This is a genomic window from Kitasatospora sp. NPDC058406 (genome assembly GCF_042722765.1).
GTDB lineage: Bacteria > Actinomycetota > Actinomycetes > Streptomycetales > Streptomycetaceae > Kitasatospora.
In genome coordinates, this window is the sequence record NZ_JBHXKE010000186.1 from 1 (window position 1) to 19962 (window position 19962).

The window sequence follows — 19962 nt, forward strand, 5'->3', positions numbered from 1 at the left end:
GCACCGGGCGGCGGGGGCCCGGGCCGCGAGGGCGCGGCCGGCCCCGGCGGGAGCCTCCGGGCCCGGCCGTCCACCGCGCCGCTCACCTGTTCGGGTCAGCAACGGGTCTTGCGTACCGGCCCGGCCGGGTAGGCATGGACACATGACCAACGCCGCCGAGCCCGCGCAGCCCCGCCCGGCCGTCGTCCCTCCCGCCGGCGTCCCCACCGCCAGCTACCGCCTCCAGCTCCAGCCGGGCTTCACCCTGCACGACGCCGCCGCGGCCGTCCCCTACCTGGCCGCCCTCGGCGTCTCCCACCTGCACCTCTCCCCGCTGCTGGAGGCCGTCCCCGGCTCCACCCACGGCTACGACACCGTCGACCACGGCCGGATCGGGGAGCAGCTCGGCGGTGAGGACGCCCTGCGCGCGCTGGCCGCCGAGGCGCACCGGCACGGCCTGCGGCTGATCGCCGACGTGGTGCCCAACCACATGGCCGTCCCCGCACCCGAGCACCTCAACCGGCCGCTCTGGCACGTCCTGCGGGACGGCCCCGACTCGCCGTACGCGCGCTGGTTCGACATCGACTGGAGCGCCCAGCCCGGCCCGCCCGACGCCCCCGGGCGCGGACGGGTCCTGCTGCCGCTGCTCGGCGACCGGCTCGGCGCCGTCCTCGGCGAACTGGCCGTCGACGGCGACACCCTCCGCTACCACGACCACGCCCTCCCGCTGCGCCCCGGCACCGAGCGGCTCCCGCTGCCCGAGCTGCTCGCCCGGCAGTGGTACCGGCTCGCCTGGTGGCGGCTGGCCCGCACCGAACTCAACTACCGGCGGTTCTTCACCGTCAACGAGCTGATCGCCGTCCGGGTCGAGGAGCCCGAGGTGTTCGAGGCGACGCACGGCGTGCTGCTGCGGCTGCACCGCGAGGGCGTCCTGGACGGCTTCCGGATCGACCACCCGGACGGTCTGGCCGATCCGCGCGGGTACCTGGAGCGGCTGGCCCGGGCCACCGGCGGGGCGTACACGGTGGTGGAGAAGATCCTCACCGGCGACGAGCGGCTCCCCGCCGACTGGCCGTGCGCCGGCACCACCGGGTACGACGCGCTGCGCCGGATCGACGGGGTGCTCACCGACCACGCGGGCGCCTGCCGGCTGGCCGGCGCGTACGAGGCGTTCGTCACCGGCGCGTCGCCCGCCGACGGCGCGGCCCCGGCCGGGGAACCGTGCGCCGACCCGCACCCGGCGCTCGCCGCCGCCCGGCGCGGCCGGGCCGACATGGTCGCCCCCGAGGGGGAGCTCGCCGCCGAGGTCGAACGGCTGGTCCGGCTGGCCGTCCGGCTCGGCGCCGCCGAGCCCGCGTACGCCGACCACCCGCCGCAGCGGCTGCGGGCCGCGCTGCAGCGCCTGCTCACCGGCTACCCCGCCTACCGCCCGTACGTCCGGCCCGGCGAGCCGCTGCCCGCCGCCTCCGCGGAGCAGCTGGACGAGGCGCTCGACGGCTCGGCCGACCCCACCGACCGGCTGGTCGCCGACCTCGCGGCGGGCCGGCTCGGCCGCGGCCCCGAGCAGGACGAGTTCGCCGCCCGGTTCGCCCAGACCGCCGCCGCGGTGGCCGCCAAGGGCGTCGAGGACACCGCCTTCTACCGCTGGAACGCGCTGCTGAGCCTCAACGAGGTCGGCGGCGAGCCCGCCCGGCCGGGCCTGCGGCCGGAGGACTTCCACGCCTGGTGCCACTACGTCGAACGGCACTGGCCGCACACCATGACCGTCCTCTCCACGCACGACACCAAGCGCAGCGCCGACGCCCGCGCCCGGCTCGCCGTCCTCGCCGAGCAGCCCCGGTCCTGGGCCGCGGAGGCCGCCGCCTGGTCCACCGCGGCCGGGCCGGGCGGGGACCGGGACAGCGACTGGCTGCTCTGGCAGACCCTGGTCGCCGCCTGGCCGGTCACCCCGGAACGGCTGGTCACCGCCGTCCTCAAGGCGGCCCGGGAGGCCAAGGTCCACACCTCCTGGACCACCCCCGACGTCCGCTTCGAGCGCGCCCTCGCCGACCGCGCCCGCGCCGTGTTCGGCCACCCCGGGCTGCTGCCCCGGGTCGAGGGGTACGTGAGCGCCCTCGCCCCGTACGCGCGGTCCAACACGCTCTCCGCGGCGCTGCTGCACCTCACCGTGCCCGGCGTGCCCGACCTCTACCAGGGCAGCGAGGAGCCGCTCCACACCCTGGTCGACCCGGACAACCGGGGCGTCGTCGACCTCGGGGCGCTGGCCGTCCGGCTCACCGACTCGCCCGCGACCCGGCCGGGTGACCCGGCCCGGGAGAAGCTGCACCTCACCACGACCGCGCTGCACCTGCGGAAGACCCGGGCCCTCGGCGCCCACCGGCCGCTGACCGCGGTCGGCCCCGCCGCCGACCACCTGCTCGCCTTCGGGCGCGGGGCGGACGTGGTCACCGCGGTCACCCGGCTGCCGTACGGCCTCGACCGGGCCGGCGGCTGGCGCACCACCGAGCTGCACCTGCCGGCCGGCGGCCGGTGGACGGACGAGCTCACCGAGCGCCACTTCCCGCCCGGCCCGGTACCGGTGGCCGACCTGCTGGCGGCGTACCCGGTGGCGCTGCTGACCAGAAGGAGCGAGGCATGACGCCCGACCACCCGGCCGGCCGCGCCGCGACCCACCGTGAGGCGACCGGACATGCCGGCGCGCCGCGTGACGGGACCCCGCGTGCGGGGGCCCGCTACGAGGTCTGGGCCCCGTCGGCGGACGAGCTGGTCGAGGTGGCGGTCGACGGCACCCGCCACCCGCTGACCCGCGACCCCACCCGCGCCGGCTGGTGGCACGGCGACGCACCCGCCGGGGACTACGCGTTCGTGCTCGACGACGGCCGCCCGCTGCCCGACCCGCGCTCCCCCCGGCAGCCGCACGGCCCGGACGGCCCCAGCCGGGCCGTCGACCACACCGGGTTCCGCTGGTCACGGACCGACTGGCGCGGCCGGCCGCTGCCCGGCGCGGTGCTGTACGAGCTGCACGTCGGCACCTTCACCGCCGCCGGCACCTTCGAGGCGGCGACCCACCACCTCGACCACCTCGTCGACCTGGGCGTCGACTTCGTCGAACTGATGCCGGTCTGCCCGTTCCCCGGCAAGCACGGCTGGGGGTACGACGGCGTCTCGCTCTGGGCCGTGCACGAGCCCTACGGCGGACCGGAGGGCCTGAAGCGGTTCGTCGACGCCGCGCACCGCAAGGGCCTCGGCGTCGTCCTCGACGTCGTGCACAACCACCTCGGCCCGTCTGGCAACTACCTTCCCGCGTACGGCCCGTACTTCACCGACCGGCACCACACCCCCTGGGGCGCGGCGGTCAACCTGGACGCACCCGGCTCCGACGAGGTGCGCGCCTACCTGATCGGCAGCGCGCTCGCCTGGCTGCGCGACTACCGGATCGACGGCCTGCGGCTGGACGCCGTGCACGCCCTCGCCGACGACCGGGCCGTCCACTTCCTGGAGGAACTCGCCACCGAGGTCGACCGGTTGGCCACGGCCACCAACCGGCCGCTGTTCCTGATCGCCGAGTCCGACCTCAACGACCCGCGCACCACCACCCCGCGCGAGGCCGGCGGCCAGGGCCTCGCCGCCCAGTGGAGCGACGACTTCCACCACGCCCTGCACTGCGCCCTGACCGGCGAATCCCAGGGCTACTACGGCGACTTCGCCGAAACCCCGCTGGCGGCGGTCGCCCGGACGCTCACCCGGGGGTACTTCCACGACGGCACCTGGTCCTCGTTCCGCGGGCGCCACCACGGCCGCCCGTTCCCGCCCGCCCACGGGCACCGGCTGCTCGGCTACCTCCAGACCCACGACCAGGTCGGCAACCGGGCGCTCGGCGACCGGATCTCCGCCACCCTCTCCCCCGGCCGGCTCGCCTGCGGCGCCGCACTGGTGCTCACCTCGCCGTTCACCCCGATGCTGTTCATGGGCGAGGAGTGGGGCGCCGCCACCCCCTGGCAGTACTTCACCGACCACACCGACCCGAACCTCGCCGAGGCCGTCCGCCGGGGCCGCCGACGGGAGTTCGCCGAACACGGCTGGGCCGCGGAGGCCGTACCGGACCCGCAGGAGCCCGCCACCGTGCTGCGCTCCGTCCTCGACTGGACCGAACCGCGAAGCGGACCGCACGCCGGACTGCTCGACTGGTACCGGACGCTGATCCGCCTGCGCCGCGGGACGCCGGAGCTCTCCGACCCCGATCTCGCGGCGGTCCGGGCCGAGTTCGACGACGCCGCGGGGTGGCTGGTGGTGCACCGGGGCCGGTACCGGACAGCGGTCAACCTGGGCACGGCGCCCGTCGCGGTGCCGCTCGGCGGTGAGGCGGAGGTGGTGGCCGGCTACGGCGGGTACGCGGTGGCGGGCGACGGCCTCACGCTGGAGCCCGACTCGGTCGCGCTGCTCCGCCTGTGACCCGGCCTCACCAGAGGAACGTGCCGATCCGCTCCCGCAGCGAGGCCGCGTCCAGGCCGTACGCGGCCAGGTGCTCCGGGATCGACCCGTACTGCCGGTGCTCCCTGCGCGGCACGCCGAGGGCCAGCACGCGGTGCGGGCGGTCGGCGAGCGCGTCGTGCGCCTCGTTGGCGGAGGTCCCCGCCAGGTAGGGCTCGACCAGCACCACGTCCGCGTGCTGCTCGGTGGCGGCCCGCAGCCCGGCCGCGTCGAACGGCCGCACGGTCGCCGCGTACAGCACGGTGACGTCCAGGGTGGCGGTGGCCGCCAGGACCGCGTCCAGCATCGGGCCGACCGCGAGCACCACGCCCTTGGCGCCCCGGCGCACGGTGGTGAAGCGGCCCGGTTCGACCGGCACCGCGTGCTCGTTGCGGTGCCCCGAGAGCCGGACGTACACGTTGCGGTCGCCGTCCGCCACCGCGTGCCGCAGCAGCAGCTCCGCCTCGTCCGGGTGGCCGGGCACGTGGACCGTCCAGCCCGGGAGGGTGTCCAGCAGCGCGACGTCGCCCGGCGCCATGTGGGTACGCCCGCCGGCCGGCCAGTCGTACGAGCCGGCCGCGCTCACCAGCACGGCCCCGACGCTCTGGTGCACCAGGTCCAACTTGACCTGCTCGAAGGGGCGTTCCACCAGGAAGCTGGCGAAGGTGTGCGCGATCGGCCGCATCCCGGCGAGCGCCAGGCCGCCGGCCGCGCCGATCAGCAGCTGCTCCCGGATGCCCACGTTGATCACGCGGTCGGGGTGGCGCCGGGCCGCCCCGGTGAAGCCGGCGGCGCTGACGTCGGCCAGGACGACGGCCAATCGCGGGTCGTCCTCCAGCAGACGGGCGGTGAGGTCGACGAAGCGGTCGCGCATGGTGTCCATCGGTCGGGATTCCTTACCGTTCGGGGTGGTTCGGGGCGGGGTCGTTCGGGGCGGGGTCGTGCGGGTGTGGTTCCGGGGGTGCGGAGCGGCGGCGGGTGCGGGGGCGGGGAGGAGGGCCGGGGCGGCGGTCAGGAGTCCTTCGGCTCCACCCGGGCCACCACGACCCGCGGGCGGCCCGGGTGTTCGGCGGTGTACGCCGCGTACAGCGCCTCGTGGTCCCGCCCGTCCACCGTCTCGGCCGACCAGCCCTCGACGGCGAACCGGGCCGCGATGCCGCCCTCCCAGCCGTGCGTGGCGGAGGAGTTGTCGATCACCAGGACGTTCAGCCGGTCCAGCCCGTACGCACCGGCGAAGGCCACCGCCTCGTGGTTCGACCCCTCGTCGAACTCGGCGTCCCCGATCAGCACCCAGACCACCGGGTCGGTGAGCCCCTGGGCACGCAGCCCGAGCGCCGTGCCGACCCCCAGCGGCAGCCCGTGCCCGAGCGACCCGGAGCTGATCTCCACCCCGGGGATCAGCATCCGGTCCGGGTGGTGGCCGAGCGGCGAGTCGTACGCGCCGAAGCTCGGCAGCACCTCCGGCGCGATGAACCCCTTGGCGGCGAGCACCGCGTAGTACGCCATCGGGCCGTGCCCCTTGGAGAGCAGGAAGCGGTCGCGGTCCTGCTCCTCGGCCGTGGCCGGGGAGACCCGCAGCACCCGGTCGTAGAGCACCCAGAGGGCGTCGAGGGTGGAGGTGGCGGCCGGCCCGTGCTTCTCGTCGCCGGTCATCAGGGCCATCAGGCCCGGCAGGTCCGCGAAACCGGCGGTGGGAGTGGTGGTGGCGGTGGGGATGGCGGGGAGGGTGCTCGTCGTCATGACCACGATGCTCCAACTTGAAGTCGACTTCAAGTCAAGCCGCTACAGTGATCCCATGACCGTCAACCCCCCGGGCCGCCACGACCTCCTCACCATCGGCCAGCTCTCCGAACGCAGCGGCCTCGCCACCTCCGCCCTGCGCTACTACGAGCGGATGGGGCTGATCCACGCCACCCGCACCACCGGCAACCAGCGCCGCTACGCCCGCGGCGCCCTGCGCCGGATCGCCTTCGTCCGCGCCGCCCAGCGGGTCGGCCTCTCCCTCGACGAGGCCAAGGTCGCCCTCGACCGCCTCCCCGAGCGCCGCGCGCCCAGCGGCGCCGAGTGGGACGGCGTCGCCCAGTCCTGGCAGAGCCGGATCGACGAGCAGATCGCCGAACTGGAACGCCTGAAGGCCAAGCTCACCGGCTGCATCGGCTGCGGCTGCCTCTCGCTCACCCGCTGCTCCCTCTACAACGCCGGCGACCGCGCCGCCGCCGGCGGCCCCGGCGCCCGCTACCTCCTCACCCGCGACCCCGCCACCGGCCCCGAGCCGGCCGCGCGGGAGCTCACGGAGTGACGACCGCAGGTCGGCCCGCCGACGTGCTGCGCCGCCACCCCGAGCGGGGCGGCGGCGCAGACCGGCCCGGGCGGGCCCGGTCGCCCGGGCCGGTCCCGGGTCAGGCGGTGTAGGTCACCCAACCCTGGATCGGTGTGGTGTTCGGCGGGCAGTAGACCCGCACGTTCATGAAGACCGTGTTCGGGCCGGAGGTGCGGGTGGTGCCGTCGGAGCAGCTGATGTTCACCCACCACTTGCTCGTGCCCCAGGCCGAGCAGGAGATGTTGTAGTACCACTGGTTACCGTCCGAGCCGAAGCTCCCGGTGCTGCAGTTCACGCCCTCGGTCCGGGTCGGGGACGCGGTCCGCGCCTCGGCGGCCGGGGCCGTGACGACGGCCGCCGCCGCGATCCCGGCCAGCAGACAGCCCGCGATCCCGACCCTCTTGCCCCTGGTGTTCCCACGCACGATGGTTCCGCCCTCGTTTGTCGGTGGTGATGTGCCGCTGCGACCCGCGGCCGGACGGCGCTCCGGCGAGGGCGCCCCGCCGGAGACGCCTCGGCGACTATAGGGAGGGACCGTGAAGTTCCGCATATGACAGGGGAATTGTCGCCAGCACCCGCCGCCGGCTGCCGCGTTCCCCGGCACCGCGCCGCACGGCGGGAACGGGCGGGACGCACCGGGCCGGGCGGGGCGCGCGGGTCGCGCATCCCACGCCCCGCCGCCCGCTCATCGACCGGAAGCCGCCACCGCCCCGGGACCGGCCGCGCGGACGGAGGAACACCCGGATCCGCAGGACCACCCTGCGCCACGGGACCACCCCGAGCCACGGGAGCCCGCGCAGCCGCAGTCCGGGACGCGCCCCGTGCCCCCGGTCAGGCGCGCAGCTCGGCCAGGTCCTCCGCACCGAGCACCAGACCGCCCGCCGCGAGGTTCTCCTCCAGGTGGTCGAGCGACCCGGTACCCGGAATCGCCAGCACCGACGGCGAGGACGCCAGCAGCGCGCCGAGCGCCACCTGCGACGTGGTCGCGCCCACCCGGGCGGCCACCCGGCCGAGCCGTTCGAGGTCGAGCGGGACCCAACCCCCGCCGAGCGGGAAGTACGGCACGTACGCGATACCCGCCGCCTCGCAGGCGGCCAGCAGTCCCGGGCCGTTCTCGAACGAGTTCTGCACCGCCGCGACGGGCGCGACCGCCCGCGCCTCGGCGAGCTGGGCGGCGTCGACGTTGCTCACGCCCAGGTGCCGGATCAGCCCCTGCTCGCGGAGCCCGGCGAGGACCGCGAACCGCTCCGCGATCGACTCGGTGCCCGGCCCGGTCAGCCCGCCCACCCGCAGGTAGACCAGGTCCAGCCGGTCCAGCCGGAGGGCCCGCAGGTCCGCCTCCACCAGGCCGCGCAGGTCGCCGGGCCCCGCCTGCCCGATCGGCACGCCGTCCGGACCGGGCAGCGGACCGACCTTGGTCGCGATCACCAGGTCGTCCCGGTACGGGGCCAGGGCCCTGCGGATCAGTTCGTTCGCGCGCACCGCGCCGCGGTTGTAGAAGCCGGCCGTGTCGATGTGGTTCACGCCCAGCTCGACGGCGCGCCGGAGCACCGCGACACCGGTCGCCGGATCTCTCGGCGGGCCGTCGAACGTGCCGGCGGCGAGGCGCATCGCGCCGAAGCCGAGCCGGTTGACAGGGAGGTCGCCGCCGAGCGGGAACGTCGTGGTCGTCATGCGTGCCATGCTGTCCGCCGCCACGAACCCCGGCGAGACCGTGGCCAGTTGCTGCCAGACTGGACGGATGCGCAACGAGCAGGTGTTCTCGGTCCACGGCGACGCGGAACTGACCGCGCGCGCCGGCCATCTCTTCGAGTCCGCGCAGACCGAGTTCCTGTGCGCGGCCAGGGACCTCCGCACGTGGTCCCGGCCGGAGGCGAGGGCCGCGGTCCGGACCCGGCCGAAGGACACCGCCGCGCCCGGCTTCACCACCCGCAAGCTCCTCAGCCCGGTCGCCCTCGCCGACGAGGAGGCCCGCGTCCACCTGCGGCTGGTGCAGGGCGCGGGCGCCCTCGTCCGGATCAGCGGCTCACCGCTGCCGCACGAGACCATCCTCATCGACCGGCGGGTGATGATCCTGGCCGGACGGGAGAACCCCGCCGGCCGCGAGTACACCGTGACCACGTCGCAGGCCCTGATCGACGGCGTGCACGCGCTGGTCCAAGCGGTCTGGGACAGCGCCGTCGACCTCGACGCCTACCTGTCCGGCGACGTCCCGCACCTCGACGCGGACGGCCGCACGATCCTCCGCTCCCTGGCCTCCGGGCTCACCGACGAGGTGGCGGCCCGGCGGCTCGGCCTCTCGCTGCGCACCTACCGGCGGCGGGTGGCCGAGCTGATGGCACGGCTCGAAGCCGGCTCCCGCTTCCAGGCCGGCCTGCGCGCGGGAGAGTTGGGGCTGCGCCGGTCGTAGCCGCCGACGTGCGGCCCCGTCCCACCCCGGAGTGTCGTACCCGCCGCCTAGGCTCGGACGTACGGCCACCGAGCTTCCGACGGCGGTCGGGCACTTCCCGGAGAGGCCCCGCATGATCGTCGAACGCCTACGCGTCCACCCGCAGCTGCTCGGCGCGGACGACCGCGACGCGTGGCCGTGGACGGTCCCGTGCGCGCGCTCGTCGGGGCGGGGGTCACCCTGCCCGCGCTGGTGACGTTCCTGGTCGGCGAGAACGGCAGCGGCAAGTCGACCGTCGTCGAGGCGGTGGCCGAGGCGTTCGGCCTCGACTCGTACGGCGGGCGCGGCGGTTCCCGGTACGCGTCGCCGCGCGCGAGGAGCGCCCTCGGCGAGCGCCTGCGCCTGGAGTACACCCCGCGCGGCCTCGCCATGGCCTCCGGCCCGCGCTCCGGGCGGCGCGGGTTCTTCCTGCGGGCGGAGTCGGCGATGCGGATGATGGCCGAGAAGCAGGGATGGCCCGGCTACTGGGAGGAGCGCACCGACCTGATGAGCCACGGCGAGGGGTTCCTCACCGTCTTCGAGTCGATGTTCCGCGGGCCCGGCCTGTACGTGCTGGACGAACCGGAGGCGGCGCTCTCGTTCACCTCCAGCCTGCGGCTGGTCGCCCTGCTCCAGGAGTTGGGCCGGTCCGGCGCGCAGGTGGTCTGCGCGACCCACTCCCCGATCCTGGCCGCCACCCCGGACGCGGCGGTCCTGGAGGTCGGCGAGCACGGCATCCGGCCCACCCGCTGGCAGGACCTCGCCCTCGTCGACCACTGGCGCCGCTACCTCGAACGCCCGGAGGCCTACCTGCGGCACCTCACCTGAAGGCCTCCGCCCCGCTGCCTCACTGCCACACGGCCCCACCGCGCCGCCTCGGCCGTCCGTGCACGGCGGGCGTCCGGGTACGGTGATCGGGCGGGCGTCCGTCCGCGTCGACCACGTGACCTGCCGCCGGGGGGCTGCCGATGCTGATGACCGTCTGGAAGCGGCACGGGCTGATCTTCGGCGCGGGGGCGGTCTGCGTCCTGGTGAACGGTTCCGGCATCGGACCGCTGTGGATCACCGGCGTCGCCCTGCTGGCCCTCGGCGGACTGCTGCACTGGCTACTGGTCCGACGCCAACGACCGCTCGCCGCACGGGAGCCGGTGGCGGTGGGTGTGCCCGTGACCGGTCGCTGGACGGCCCTCAACGGGCCCGCGACGAAGGTGCCGAGTCACACCCACAGCCACGCGCAGACGTACGCCATCGACCTCACGTACGCCCCGGACGACAGCGAGGACCAAGGACCGCCGTTCGCCACGGTCTGGCCGTTCGGACGCCGCCCGGAACGCTTCCCGACCTTCGGCCGGCCTGTCCTGGCACCCGCCGACGGAGTGGTGGTGGCGGTGGAGGACCGGATGCGCGACCACTGGTCGCGCACCTCGCTGCCCGGCTACGGGTTCCTCTACCCGGAGGGGTTCGTCCGGGGGCTGGGCCGGCCGCGCCACCTGTGGGGCAACCACGTGCTGCTGGACGTCGGCGACGGGGTGGTGGCCGGCTTCGCCCACCTGCGGCGCGGTTCGGTCACGGTCGCCGTCGGGGACCGGGTGCGGGCCGGGCAGCCGATCGGCGCATGCGGGAACTCGGGCAACTCCTCCGAACCGCACCTGCACTTCCAGCTGATGGACGGCCCGGACCCGGTGACCGCGCGCGGGGTGCCGTTCCGGTGGGCCTACCTCGACGAGACCTCCGGCACCGAGCGCACAGGGGTGCCGGAGGACACGACGCTGTTCAGTGGCCGCGTCTGAACCTTGCGTGCCTGGTCAGCGAGGGTGCGGAGGTCTGGATCCGAAAATGCCGTCCGGTTTGCCGTCACGGTGACGGTGAAACGAACGGCATGTGAGCGTCTGGCCGGCCGAGTAGCGAACTGAACGTTCAGGTCCGCGCGTTCCCCGCTCCCGTGCCCGGGCCGGGCACGGGAGCGGGACGGCGTCACCTGCGGCCGGTGAGCACCATCGGCTGGTAGGTCGACGACTTCGGGGTGGTGCCGGCGCCCACAGCGGTCAACCGGCCGCCCGGCCCGGCCACCACCGCCTGGTAGGACAGGTCGGAGTAGCCGGGCACGGAGAGGTCGAGCGTCTCCCAGCGGCCGTGGGTGAAGCGCAGGCCGAGCGGCCGGTCCGGCCCGCCGCTCGCGTCCCAGCCGACGGCGGCCATGCCGCCCGGGACGGCGGTGACCGACCACAGCTTGCCGGCCACGCCCTCCGGGGCGGCCACCGTGCTCCAGGAGCGGCCGTCGTAGTGGGCGACCAGCGGGTGGCCGCGGTCCTTGTCGGTGAGGACGGCCCGGCCCACCACCCACACGTCGTCGGGCCCGTTGGCCGCAACGCTCTGGTACTCGCCGTAGAGCCCGGTGAAGGCGGGGGCGGTGACCCTGGTCCAGTCCCGGCCGTCGTAGTGCAGCAGGACGGGCCGGTCGTCGGGGTAGGCGGTGTTCCCGACCGCCCAGACGTCGTCCGGCGCGATCTCGGTGACGGAGCTGAGCCACCAGTCCCCGTCGATCTCGGGAGCGGCGAGCCGGTGCCAGGCGGTACCGTCCCAACGTTCGATCAGTCCGGTGGTCCTGTACTCCACCGATTCGCTCCCGGGGACGGGCCCCGGGGTCCGGGAGGTGACGACCGCCGCACGACCGACCGCCCAGGCCCGGCCCGGCCGCGGCGCGGAGGCGCCGAGCAGATGGAGGGAGCCGATCTCGCCGGGCGGCGCCTCGACGGTGGTGCTGGTCCACGCGGTGCCGTCCCAGTGCTGGGCGAGGATCCGGCCGGTGCGCCGATCGCGATCGCCCACGAGCCAGGCGTCGCGCGGCGAACTGCCCGCCACCGCCGTCGCCCGGCCGATGAAGTCTGTGGTGGGGGCCGGGAGTTCACGCCATTCACCGTTCCCTCCCACCCGCTCCGCGACCACCGGGGTGAACCGCGGCGCCTGGTCGGCCCCGGTGATCCGGAAGCCGGCCGCCCAGGTGGTGCGGGCGTCGAGCTGCGCACCGGAGCTGAGCACCGCGCCCTCGAACGGCAGCTTCGCCGGCGCGAAGCGCGCCCCAGCCCCCCGCGCGCCGTCCACCTGCACACCGTCGGCTTCCGGCGCCCCGGCCGCGGTGGCCCCGGTGGCCGTCGCCGCCGTCAGCACGGTAGCCGCCAGTGCGGCCACGGCCCAGTTTCGTACTCGCCTCATGTGTCGATCCCCAGATTCCTCGGTAGGTGTCGCATCGCGGGGGCGCCATCGGCGTGATCGCGCCCCCGCCTAAGAGAGGCACCAGCCCTGACGATCCGTTACACATCCGCGCCGCGTCCACCGGGGCCGTCGTCGACGGCACCGGGATCGACGCCGGGCCGCCTCCCCGTCGGCGCCACCGTGGTCGGCCCCTCCACCACCGGCGGGCTGTGGCCGCCCACCGCGCGCATCGGAGCGATCTCCAAGGCGATGTCCCCGATCCGGAACTGGCGCCGGCCCATCTCCCCGACCGGCGAGCGACCCTCCGCCACCACCTCGTCGTACCGCCCCTGCGGAGCCGCACCCACAAGATCCGTCACCGCAGATCACGCACCCGACCGCCCGGAGCCGCCGACTCTCACCATCGGCGACCTGCCCCTTGCCCCGAGCGCAGGATCAGCGCCAAATCCTGCGCAGAGTAGAGGCGCAGGGGAACGGAGCGGCTCACTGCACCGGCGGTCGGGTCGCCACGGGAGCGAGGCCGGGCCACCGGCCCCGCCCGGTCCCTCCACGCCCGGGTCCGGCATCGCCCCGAGCAGAACACCGCCCCCACCAGGCGCCCCACCCCCACCGTTCACGAGGTCCCGCACGCCGGGCACGCCGCCCCCTCTCCGGCCTGGATCGCGGCCCCCCTGGCAGCCGTACGCCCCACCAGTCGCGCGCCCCGCCAGCCGCCAGTGCGCCGACCGACAGCGCCCCGAACAGAACCACGCCTCCGCCCGAGCCCCAGTCGCCAGCCGGTCGCCACCGGCCGGGCACCGCCGCCCACCCGTCTTGCTCGCCACGGGGCCGGCGTAGAACCCGACCCTCGAACCACAGCTGGCATGCAGGCCGCACACGCGGGCACTCGGCGGCGTCGGCACCTGAGGCCGGCGGCCGACTGGTGGCAGCCGGACGTCAGCCGAGGACGGCGTCGACCTCGATCTCGACGAGCCAGTCGGGGTCGATGAAGCGCGAGACCTCGACGAACGTGCAGGCCGGACGGATCGAGGCGAACCGCTCGCCGTGCGCCCGCGCGGCCTCCTCCCACCGGCTCACGTCCGTGAGCATGATGCGGGTCCGCACGACGTCGTCGAGCGATGCACCCGCTTCCGCGAGGGCGGCCTCGGCGATGTCCAGGCAGCGCACGGTCTGGGCGTGGACGTCGCCCGGGCCCACGGTCGCGCCGTCGGCGCCGATGGGCGCGGTGCCGGCGACCGCGACGTAGGGGCCCTTGCGGACCGCCCGGGAGAAACCGATGCGGGGTTCGAGCGGGGAGCCGGAACCGATGTTCCGTCGCGGGGTGTTGTCCATCGGGCCATACTCCCAGGGACGGGGACGGCCTACCGGGCGGCGCCGGAGGTGTCGGGGGTGTCGGCACCGGGGGCTTCGGCACCGGTCCAGCCCAGGCGCAGGTGGTGCACGCCGTCCGGCAACAGGACCTGGAGCGACAACGGGCCGATGCCGGTGAGGTGTTCGGCGACGAAGCGGTCGGCGCCGGGACCGGTCAGGTAGCGCTCGAAGCGCTCCCACTGCGCCCTGCCGAGCGGGCGGAACTGGAGGGCGAACCAGAGCGCGGAGAGGGCTCCCGGGAGGAGCGGGTAGGTGGTCGGGGGCAGGATGCCGCCGGTGATCTCGGCCGTGACCGGGCGGCGGTCCGTCACGCGGCACACTCGCCGGAGGCGGGAGCGGGCTCGGCGGCGGGGGCGACCTCGGCCCAGACGATCTTGCCGACGCCGCCGCGCGGGCAGCAACCCCACCGGCGGGCAAGGAGCTTGACCAGCAGGATGCCCCGCCCCGACTCGTCCTCCCCGCTGGCGGCGCGGAACACGGGACCGCGCTCCCCACGCGCATCGTGCACCTCGATCCGCGGGCGCCGCCGGTCGACGTGGAGCACGAGCCGGACCCGACGGCCGATCGGCGTGCCGTGGACGACGGCGTTGGTCACCAACTCGGCGACCAGCAGCCGCCCGGTGCCGAGGAAGCGCTCGCCGCCGGGGGCGTCGGCGAGCAACCGTTCGAGGATCCGCCGGGCCTCCCCGGGCGAACGCCGGCTGCGCAGCAGCCAGCAGGAGAGGGAGGAGGCGGGGGAGGCCGGAGAGGCGGGAGAGGGGGAGGTTCCGGACATGGCGGATTCACCTTCCAGGTACAGGGAGTTGAAGGCGTGGTGCTGCCACGAGGACGGCCAGGAGGGCAAAGGAATGCCCGGCGACCAGCCGCCTTGATCACTCAGACGAACCGTCGAGTTACTCCGTGTAGCATGCACCTCAGGATGGATTGCATGCAAGCGCAAGTCGCCAGCAATTGCAGCTTCAGCCATCATGGTTGAGGCTCTGGAAGGGGTGGCAGACTATGCAAGGAACCGAACAGCCAGGGAGTGTGACGAGTGAGCAGTCCGACCGTGCTGCGACGTAGGCTAGGCGGTGAGCTTGGCAAGTTGCGTGCGTCACGCGAGATGAATGCCAAGGATGTCGCCGCGGCCCTCGGCTGGTCCGCCTCCAAGCTGAGTCGCATCGAGAGCGGACTGGTCTCACTACAAGAACGTGACGCGGCGAAGCTGTTGGCCCACTACGGGATCAGCTCACCCGAAGAGGTGAGACAGTTCCTCAGTCTGACTCGGCAGAGTCGTCAGCAGGGCTGGTGGCACGCCTACGGCGATGCATTGCCGGACTGGTTCCGGGCCTACGTCGGATTCGAAACGGACGCCACGAAGATCGTGACATACCAGTGTGAGCTGGTTCCTGGGTTACTCCAGACCGAGACGTACGCCCGACATGTCATCCGAGCGATGAATCCCACGGAGTCCACAGAAGAGGTCGAGCGCCGCGTGGCACTCCGAATGGACCGTCAGCACATTCTCAATCGACAGGATCCCCCGCAGTTCTGGGCCATCATCGGCGAAGCCGTCATACGGCGACCCGTCGGCAACGGGCCAGCCATGGCGGCACAGCTGAGGCATCTCGCGCTCATGGCGGATGAGAAGCCCAACATCACCATCCAGGTCCTCCCGTTTTCAGCCGGAGCACACGCGGCCATGGGAGCGTCGTTCTCTGTGCTGTCGTTCAGCGACATCCCTGGCAGCGTGGCCTACTCCGAGGCAACGACCAGCAGCACCTACACGGAACGGCCGACCGAGGTCGCGCGCCATGAGGACACGTTCCTTCGTCTCATGGCTTCGTCCGTGCAGCCCGAGAAGTCCGTCACATGGTTGAGGAAAGTCGCAGAGGAGTACGAGACATGAAGCAGACCTTCGAACCCATCCAGTGGCGCAAGAGCACCTACAGCAATGGCCAAGGCGACTGCATCGAGATAGCCGACGGTCTCACGGGCCTCATCCCTGTCCGGGATAGCAAGGACCCCGACGGACCGGTCCTCGCCTTCACCCTCGACGCCTGGCGGTCCTTCATCACCGCCATCCACACCGGCGAACTCCCCACCCACACCTGACCAACCCAGCAGGCCGGCCCCCGGTCGGGTGGCACACGAAGGTTACGATCACGGACACGTCGTCTCCGCCCGTGATCGGAGTAGTGCTGCCGTGAGTTCCGCCCTGCCGGATCCTTCGACCCTTCACCCGATGCCCGAGCAACCCCGCGTGGTCCTCCTGAAGCCGCTGGTGACGTCCCCCCTGATCGAGGTGGGCGACTACACCTACTACGACGACCCGGACGACGCCACCGGCTTCGAGACCCGCAACGTCCTGTACCACTACGGTCCGGAGAAGCTGGTCATCGGCAAGTTCTGCGCGCTGGGCACCGGTGTGCGGTTCATCATGAACGGCGCCAACCACCGCATGGACGGCCCGTCGACCTTCCCGTTCCCCATCATGGGCGGCAGTTGGGCCGAACACTTCGACCTCCTCACCGGTCTCCCCGGCCGGGGCGACACCGTCGTCGGCAACGACGTCTGGATCGGCTACGGCGCCATGGTGATGCCCGGAGTCCGGATCGGCCACGGCGCCGTCGTCGCGTCCGGCGCCGTCGTCGTCGACGACGTCCCCGACTACGGCATCGTCGGCGGCAACCCGGCCGGACTCATCCGCACCCGCTACAGCGAACCCGACGTCGCCCGCCTGCTCGCTCTGGCCTGGTGGGACTGGCCGGCCGAACACCTCACACAGCACCTGCGCACCGTCATGTCCGGCTCCCTGGACGCGCTCGAAGCCGCCGCGCCGAACAGGTGACCGCCCCCTCCGGCGGCGCGCGCCCGGGACGCCCCCCGTCTCACTGCCCCGGCGCCAGACCCAGGATCCCCGCCGCCCGGCTCGCCGCCGCCGGACCGTCGGCGTGCACCGTGGTGATCCCCAACTCCTCCGCCGGAAGGAGGTTCGCGGGGTAGTCGTCCACGAAGACGCAGTCCTCGCCCGCCAGCCCCATCCTGTCCAGCGTGAGGCGGAAGATCTCCGGGTCGGGTTTGGCCAACCCCACGTCCCCGCTGATCACCTGCACGTCGAACAGATCCCACACCCCGGTGGCCACGTACGGGTTGTACGGATCCACCCCGTACGAGTTGGACAGCAGCGCCACCGCCAGCCCCGCCCGTCGCGCCGACTCCACCAGGGCCACCATCTCCGGCACGGCCCGCACCTCCGCGTGGGCCCGGCCCATCAGGTCCTCGTGCTCGATCCCGCCCAGCAGTTCCGCCGTCCGCAGGTTCCACTCCGCCTGCGAGATCCGGCCCAACTCCAGCTCCACGTACAGCGCCCGCCCCGCCGGGTCGTCCACGAGCGCGCGGCGCCACGCGTCCGACGGCAGCCCCTGCCGATCGCACCACGCCCGCACGGACAGTCCGAGCGGAGTGCTCAGCACGCCCGCGAAGTCGACGATCAAACCGCGATAGGCCATCCCGCTCCCCCTGGTGAGTCGTTCCCCCCTCCCCGGTACCCGGCCCCGCGCCGTCGGACTCCACACGCGAGCTCGTCCGTCGGGGCCGGCACTCACGGCCGTGCGCCCATGCCCGGGCACCCGTCGGCTTCCCGCTGTTCGACGCCGCCCGAGCAGCAGCACCCGCGCAGCCTCCAGCCGTTCGCCCCCACCGATCACCCTGATCAGCGCAGGATCCCGCACAGGAGGTCGGACCGGCCGACTACCGGCGCAAGCCGCCTCCGTCGTGCGCTCTGCGAGGACCGACACACCGCCGACGGGCCGCCGTCACCGTCGCTGTGGAGCCCGGCGGGTTGCCCCGGCCACGAACCGTCCGGAAAGACCCCGCACAGGAAGTCGACCGGTCCGACGTCCTGTGCGGGGCGGTACCCGGCGTCCCTGACCGCAGCGGGACCGCTACCGCGTCTCCTGCCTCAGGAGCCCTGCCGGCGACGGGATCCGCCCCCTCGCCAGGGACCGGACCCTCACCACGGCGGCGCCGACCGCTACGGCGGCCATGGCGAGGCCCGCGCCCGCCAGGACCTGGCGCGGGCCGAGGACGGCCGTCAGCGGGCCGCCCAGCGCGGTGCCCACCGGGCCCGCCGTCAGCAGGACGGAGGCGCGCAGGGCCAGCACGGCGGTCAGGGCGGCCGGCGGCACACCGTCCTGGAACAGGCTGAGCGCCAGCGCGCTGTACGGCCCGTAGACCACCCCGGCCAGGGCGAAGCCGACGACCGACGGCCAGTTCGGCCCGTGCAGGGCGAACGGCAGCATGGCCAGGCCGTGGGCGGCGACGATGCCCAGCAGCATCGGCCACACCGGCAGCCGCCGCAGCGCGCCGACGGCCAGGGTGCCGAGCGCCGCCCCCAGGCCGAAGGCCGTCCAGTAGAGGCCGAGGAGCCCCGGTCCGGCGTGCAGGTCCTGCCCGACGAACAGCGGCAGGGCAACCTCCACCGGGCCGTAGAACAGGTTGAACAACCAGGTCAACGCCAGCAGTCCGAGCAGCCCGGGCCGGGTCCGCAGGACGCGCAGGCCCTCGCCCGAGCGACGCGGTCCGGCGGGCGGCGCCACTGCCGCCGCCACGCCGTCCTCCCGGCCCTCTTCCTCCCGGCCCACTTCCCTGCCGCCCGAGCGGCCCGAGCGGACGGCCAGGACGGCCAGGACCGCGAAGGAGAGCGCGTCCAGCCCGATCAGCCAGGCCGGGGCGACGGCCACCGCCAGCGCCCCGGCGAGCGCCGGTCCGGCGACGGTGGCGACCCAGGTGCTCGTGCTCAGCAGGACGTTCGCCGCCAGCCGCTGCCCGGGCGGCACGGCCTCGGCCACCAACGCGTACTTGGCACTGCTGCCCCACGCGTGCAACAGGGACGAGCCGGCGAGCAGCGCCAGGTAGAGCGCCGGGCCGAGCACCCCGAGCGCCCACGCGAGGGGGACGCAGCCGAGGAGGACGGCCCTGGTCCAGGCGTCGGCCCGGATCAGCCGCCGCGCGGGCAGGCCGCGCAGCCACCGGCCGAGCAGCAGCCCGCCGGCGGCGCCCGGCAGGACGTAGGCGGCGACGGCCGCGCCCACCAGCAGGCCGGAACCGCCGGGCGGGGCCAGTTGCAGCGCGAGCCACGCCACCGCGACCACGCTCATTCCGTCGCCGAGGTCGGACACCGCGAAGGCGGGCAGCAGCCGCCGGAACGGTCCGCGCCGTTCGAACAGCGGCCGGTAGTCCCGGGGCAGCCTGGAGCGCAGGGCAGATGAGATCATGCGGGCCAGGCAAGCGGTTCACGCGCGCTTGAAGTCAAGCCGGTCCGAGAGGAATGCCGTGCGGTACCTGGCCATCGGGGAGCTGGCCCGGCAGGCGGGGCTGCGGCCGTCCGCGCTGCGCTACTACGAGAGCCTCGGGCTGCTGCCGGCCGCCCGCCGTGAGGGCGGTCGCCGGGTCTGGCCCGCCGCGACGCTGCGGCGCCTCGCGCTGATCCGGATGTCCCGGCGCGCCGGTTTCACGCTCGCCGAGATCCGCCGGCTCCTGGACGACGCCCCCGACCGGGGCGCCACTCGTCAGTGGCGCGAGCTGGCCGAACGCAAGCTGCCCGAACTCGACCGAATCGTCCGCGAGACGCAGCAGCTGCGCGCCGCCGTCGCCGCCTGTCTCGCCTGCGGCTGCATGAACTTCACCGACTGCGAACTCCTCTCGGCCGCACCGGCCGCACCGGCCGCCGGGTCCGAGCAGGGCCTGGAGCAAGGCCCGGAGCGGCGCCCGAGGCAAGGACCGGAGCAGGCCGGCGCGTCGTCCTGACCGGGCCCGCGAACGAGACCGAACGTTTGTCCGGACCTCCTGTCCCCGCCACTCCGCCGCACCGCCGGAAGGCCCGTTCCCGGCCTCCGGGAACACCCCCTCCGGGAGCACCCCCTCCGGGCAACGGACCCCACCCGTGGACCCGCCCGTCGAGCTCGTGCGGGGCCTCGCCGCCGCGCAGGACCGCCCGTTCGCGGTGCTGCTGGCCCGTGTCGTGGACGGGAACCGCGCCGCGTACGGGGAACTGGCCGCGACCCGCTACCCGGGCGCGCCGCTGGAGCTCCTGCCCCTGCTGGACCGCGTCCGCCCGGACGACCCGCCCTCCTGAGCCCCCGCGTCGCTCGGCCCCGCCGACGATCGCGGCCCCGGGAGCGCCACGGCCACCCGGGGC

Annotated in this window: 22 protein-coding genes; 11 read left to right on the top strand and 11 right to left on the bottom strand. The window is 74.4% G+C overall.

From position 1 onward, the window contains the following. Nucleotides 1-142: 142 nt before the first annotated feature. On the top strand, nt 143-2617 hold the full coding sequence (gene treY / locus ACFWOG_RS29335; RefSeq protein WP_380361834.1) for a malto-oligosyltrehalose synthase: 2475 nt from the start codon (nt 143-145) through the stop codon (nt 2615-2617). Next, the gene (gene treZ, locus ACFWOG_RS29340; protein ID WP_380361836.1) at nt 2614-4431 is read left to right on the top strand and encodes a malto-oligosyltrehalose trehalohydrolase; all 1818 of its coding nucleotides are present in this window, start codon (nt 2614-2616) and stop codon (nt 4429-4431) included. The genes treY and treZ overlap by 4 nt, the downstream gene beginning before the upstream one ends. Nucleotides 4432-4438: 7 nt before the next feature. Here treZ and ACFWOG_RS29345 read toward each other — a convergent pair whose 3' ends face one another. Further along, nucleotides 4439-5332 carry a transketolase family protein gene (locus tag ACFWOG_RS29345; protein WP_380361838.1) on the bottom strand — a complete coding sequence of 298 codons (894 nt, stop codon included), beginning with the start codon at nt 5330-5332 and terminating at the stop codon, nt 4439-4441. A 128-nt stretch (nt 5333-5460) separates the two neighbouring features. Further along, nucleotides 5461-6189, bottom strand: coding sequence for a transketolase (locus ACFWOG_RS29350; protein WP_329952111.1), 729 nt, complete (start codon nt 6187-6189; stop codon nt 5461-5463). A gap of 55 nt (nt 6190-6244) precedes the next feature. On the opposite strand from ACFWOG_RS29350, the gene soxR reads away from it, so the two are divergent. Beyond that, complete coding sequence (gene soxR, locus ACFWOG_RS29355) at nt 6245-6748, top strand: redox-sensitive transcriptional activator SoxR (RefSeq protein WP_329952110.1); 504 nt, start codon at nt 6245-6247, stop codon at nt 6746-6748. Nucleotides 6749-6848: 100 nt separating this feature from the next. Here the strand turns inward: soxR and ACFWOG_RS29360 are convergent, their stop codons facing one another. Next, nucleotides 6849-7193, bottom strand: coding sequence for a hypothetical protein (locus ACFWOG_RS29360; RefSeq protein WP_329881882.1), 345 nt, complete (start codon nt 7191-7193; stop codon nt 6849-6851). Between the two features lie 407 nt (nt 7194-7600). Beyond that, nucleotides 7601-8443 (bottom strand): oxidoreductase, encoded by an 843-nt coding sequence (locus ACFWOG_RS29365; protein ID WP_380361841.1) that lies wholly within the window; start codon nt 8441-8443, stop codon nt 7601-7603. A gap of 67 nt (nt 8444-8510) precedes the next feature. On the opposite strand from ACFWOG_RS29365, the gene ACFWOG_RS29370 reads away from it, so the two are divergent. The 3 genes from ACFWOG_RS29370 to ACFWOG_RS29380 all read left to right on the top strand — a co-directional run bounded on the left by ACFWOG_RS29370 (nt 8511) and on the right by ACFWOG_RS29380 (nt 10987). Then, entirely contained in the window at nt 8511-9179 is a 669-nt protein-coding gene (locus ACFWOG_RS29370) for a DNA-binding response regulator (protein ID WP_329952165.1), read from the top strand. Nucleotides 9180-9368: 189 nt separating this feature from the next. After that, a complete protein-coding gene (locus ACFWOG_RS29375) occupies nt 9369-10025 on the top strand; it encodes an AAA family ATPase (RefSeq protein WP_380361842.1) in 657 nt (218 codons plus the stop codon). Nucleotides 10026-10165: 140 nt separating this feature from the next. Further along, nucleotides 10166-10987 carry a M23 family metallopeptidase gene (locus ACFWOG_RS29380; protein WP_380361843.1) on the top strand — a complete coding sequence of 274 codons (822 nt, stop codon included), beginning with the start codon at nt 10166-10168 and terminating at the stop codon, nt 10985-10987. Nucleotides 10988-11171: 184 nt separating this feature from the next. On the opposite strand, the gene ACFWOG_RS29385 is transcribed toward ACFWOG_RS29380, so the two are convergent. The 5 genes from ACFWOG_RS29385 to ACFWOG_RS29405 form a co-directional block, all read right to left on the bottom strand. After that, nucleotides 11172-12410 (bottom strand): hypothetical protein, encoded by a 1239-nt coding sequence (locus ACFWOG_RS29385; RefSeq protein ID WP_380361845.1) that lies wholly within the window; start codon nt 12408-12410, stop codon nt 11172-11174. Between the two features lie 98 nt (nt 12411-12508). After that, the gene (locus ACFWOG_RS29390; protein ID WP_380361846.1) at nt 12509-12769 is read right to left on the bottom strand and encodes a hypothetical protein; all 261 of its coding nucleotides are present in this window, start codon (nt 12767-12769) and stop codon (nt 12509-12511) included. A gap of 577 nt (nt 12770-13346) precedes the next feature. Beyond that, on the bottom strand, nt 13347-13742 hold the full coding sequence (locus ACFWOG_RS29395) for a RidA family protein (RefSeq protein WP_329879170.1): 396 nt from the start codon (nt 13740-13742) through the stop codon (nt 13347-13349). Nucleotides 13743-13771: 29 nt separating this feature from the next. Continuing rightward, nucleotides 13772-14092, bottom strand: a complete 321-nt coding sequence (locus tag ACFWOG_RS29400) for a hypothetical protein (protein ID WP_380361848.1) — start codon at nt 14090-14092, stop codon at nt 13772-13774. Further along, nucleotides 14089-14556 (bottom strand): ATP-binding protein, encoded by a 468-nt coding sequence (locus ACFWOG_RS29405; protein ID WP_380361850.1) that lies wholly within the window; start codon nt 14554-14556, stop codon nt 14089-14091. The genes ACFWOG_RS29400 and ACFWOG_RS29405 overlap by 4 nt, the downstream gene beginning before the upstream one ends. Before the next feature lie 258 nt (nt 14557-14814). Between ACFWOG_RS29405 and ACFWOG_RS29410 the strand changes: the two genes are divergently transcribed. From ACFWOG_RS29410 to ACFWOG_RS29420, 3 genes are all read left to right on the top strand, one after another. After that, the gene (locus ACFWOG_RS29410) at nt 14815-15669 is read left to right on the top strand and encodes a helix-turn-helix transcriptional regulator (protein ID WP_329879173.1); all 855 of its coding nucleotides are present in this window, start codon (nt 14815-14817) and stop codon (nt 15667-15669) included. Next, nucleotides 15666-15875 (top strand): DUF397 domain-containing protein, encoded by a 210-nt coding sequence (locus ACFWOG_RS29415; RefSeq protein WP_380361852.1) that lies wholly within the window; start codon nt 15666-15668, stop codon nt 15873-15875. Before ACFWOG_RS29410 ends, ACFWOG_RS29415 begins: the two co-directional genes overlap by 4 nt. Nucleotides 15876-16005: 130 nt before the next feature. Beyond that, a complete protein-coding gene (locus ACFWOG_RS29420; protein ID WP_380361854.1) occupies nt 16006-16611 on the top strand; it encodes a CatB-related O-acetyltransferase in 606 nt (201 codons plus the stop codon). Between the two features lie 40 nt (nt 16612-16651). On the opposite strand, the gene ACFWOG_RS29425 is transcribed toward ACFWOG_RS29420, so the two are convergent. Beyond that, nucleotides 16652-17272 (bottom strand): HAD family phosphatase, encoded by a 621-nt coding sequence (locus ACFWOG_RS29425; RefSeq protein ID WP_329879176.1) that lies wholly within the window; start codon nt 17270-17272, stop codon nt 16652-16654. Nucleotides 17273-17707: 435 nt separating this feature from the next. After that, complete coding sequence (locus ACFWOG_RS29430; RefSeq protein WP_380361857.1) at nt 17708-19039, bottom strand: MFS transporter; 1332 nt, start codon at nt 19037-19039, stop codon at nt 17708-17710. A gap of 58 nt (nt 19040-19097) precedes the next feature. Here ACFWOG_RS29430 and ACFWOG_RS29435 point away from each other — a divergent pair, with 58 nt between their 5' ends. Beyond that, on the top strand, nt 19098-19571 hold the full coding sequence (locus ACFWOG_RS29435; RefSeq protein ID WP_380361859.1) for a MerR family transcriptional regulator: 474 nt from the start codon (nt 19098-19100) through the stop codon (nt 19569-19571). 136 nt (nt 19572-19707) lie between these two features. Next, nucleotides 19708-19899: a hypothetical protein gene (locus tag ACFWOG_RS29440; protein WP_329952098.1), complete on the top strand. Its 192-nt coding sequence runs from the start codon at nt 19708-19710 to the stop codon at nt 19897-19899. Nucleotides 19900-19962: the final 63 nt, after the last annotated feature.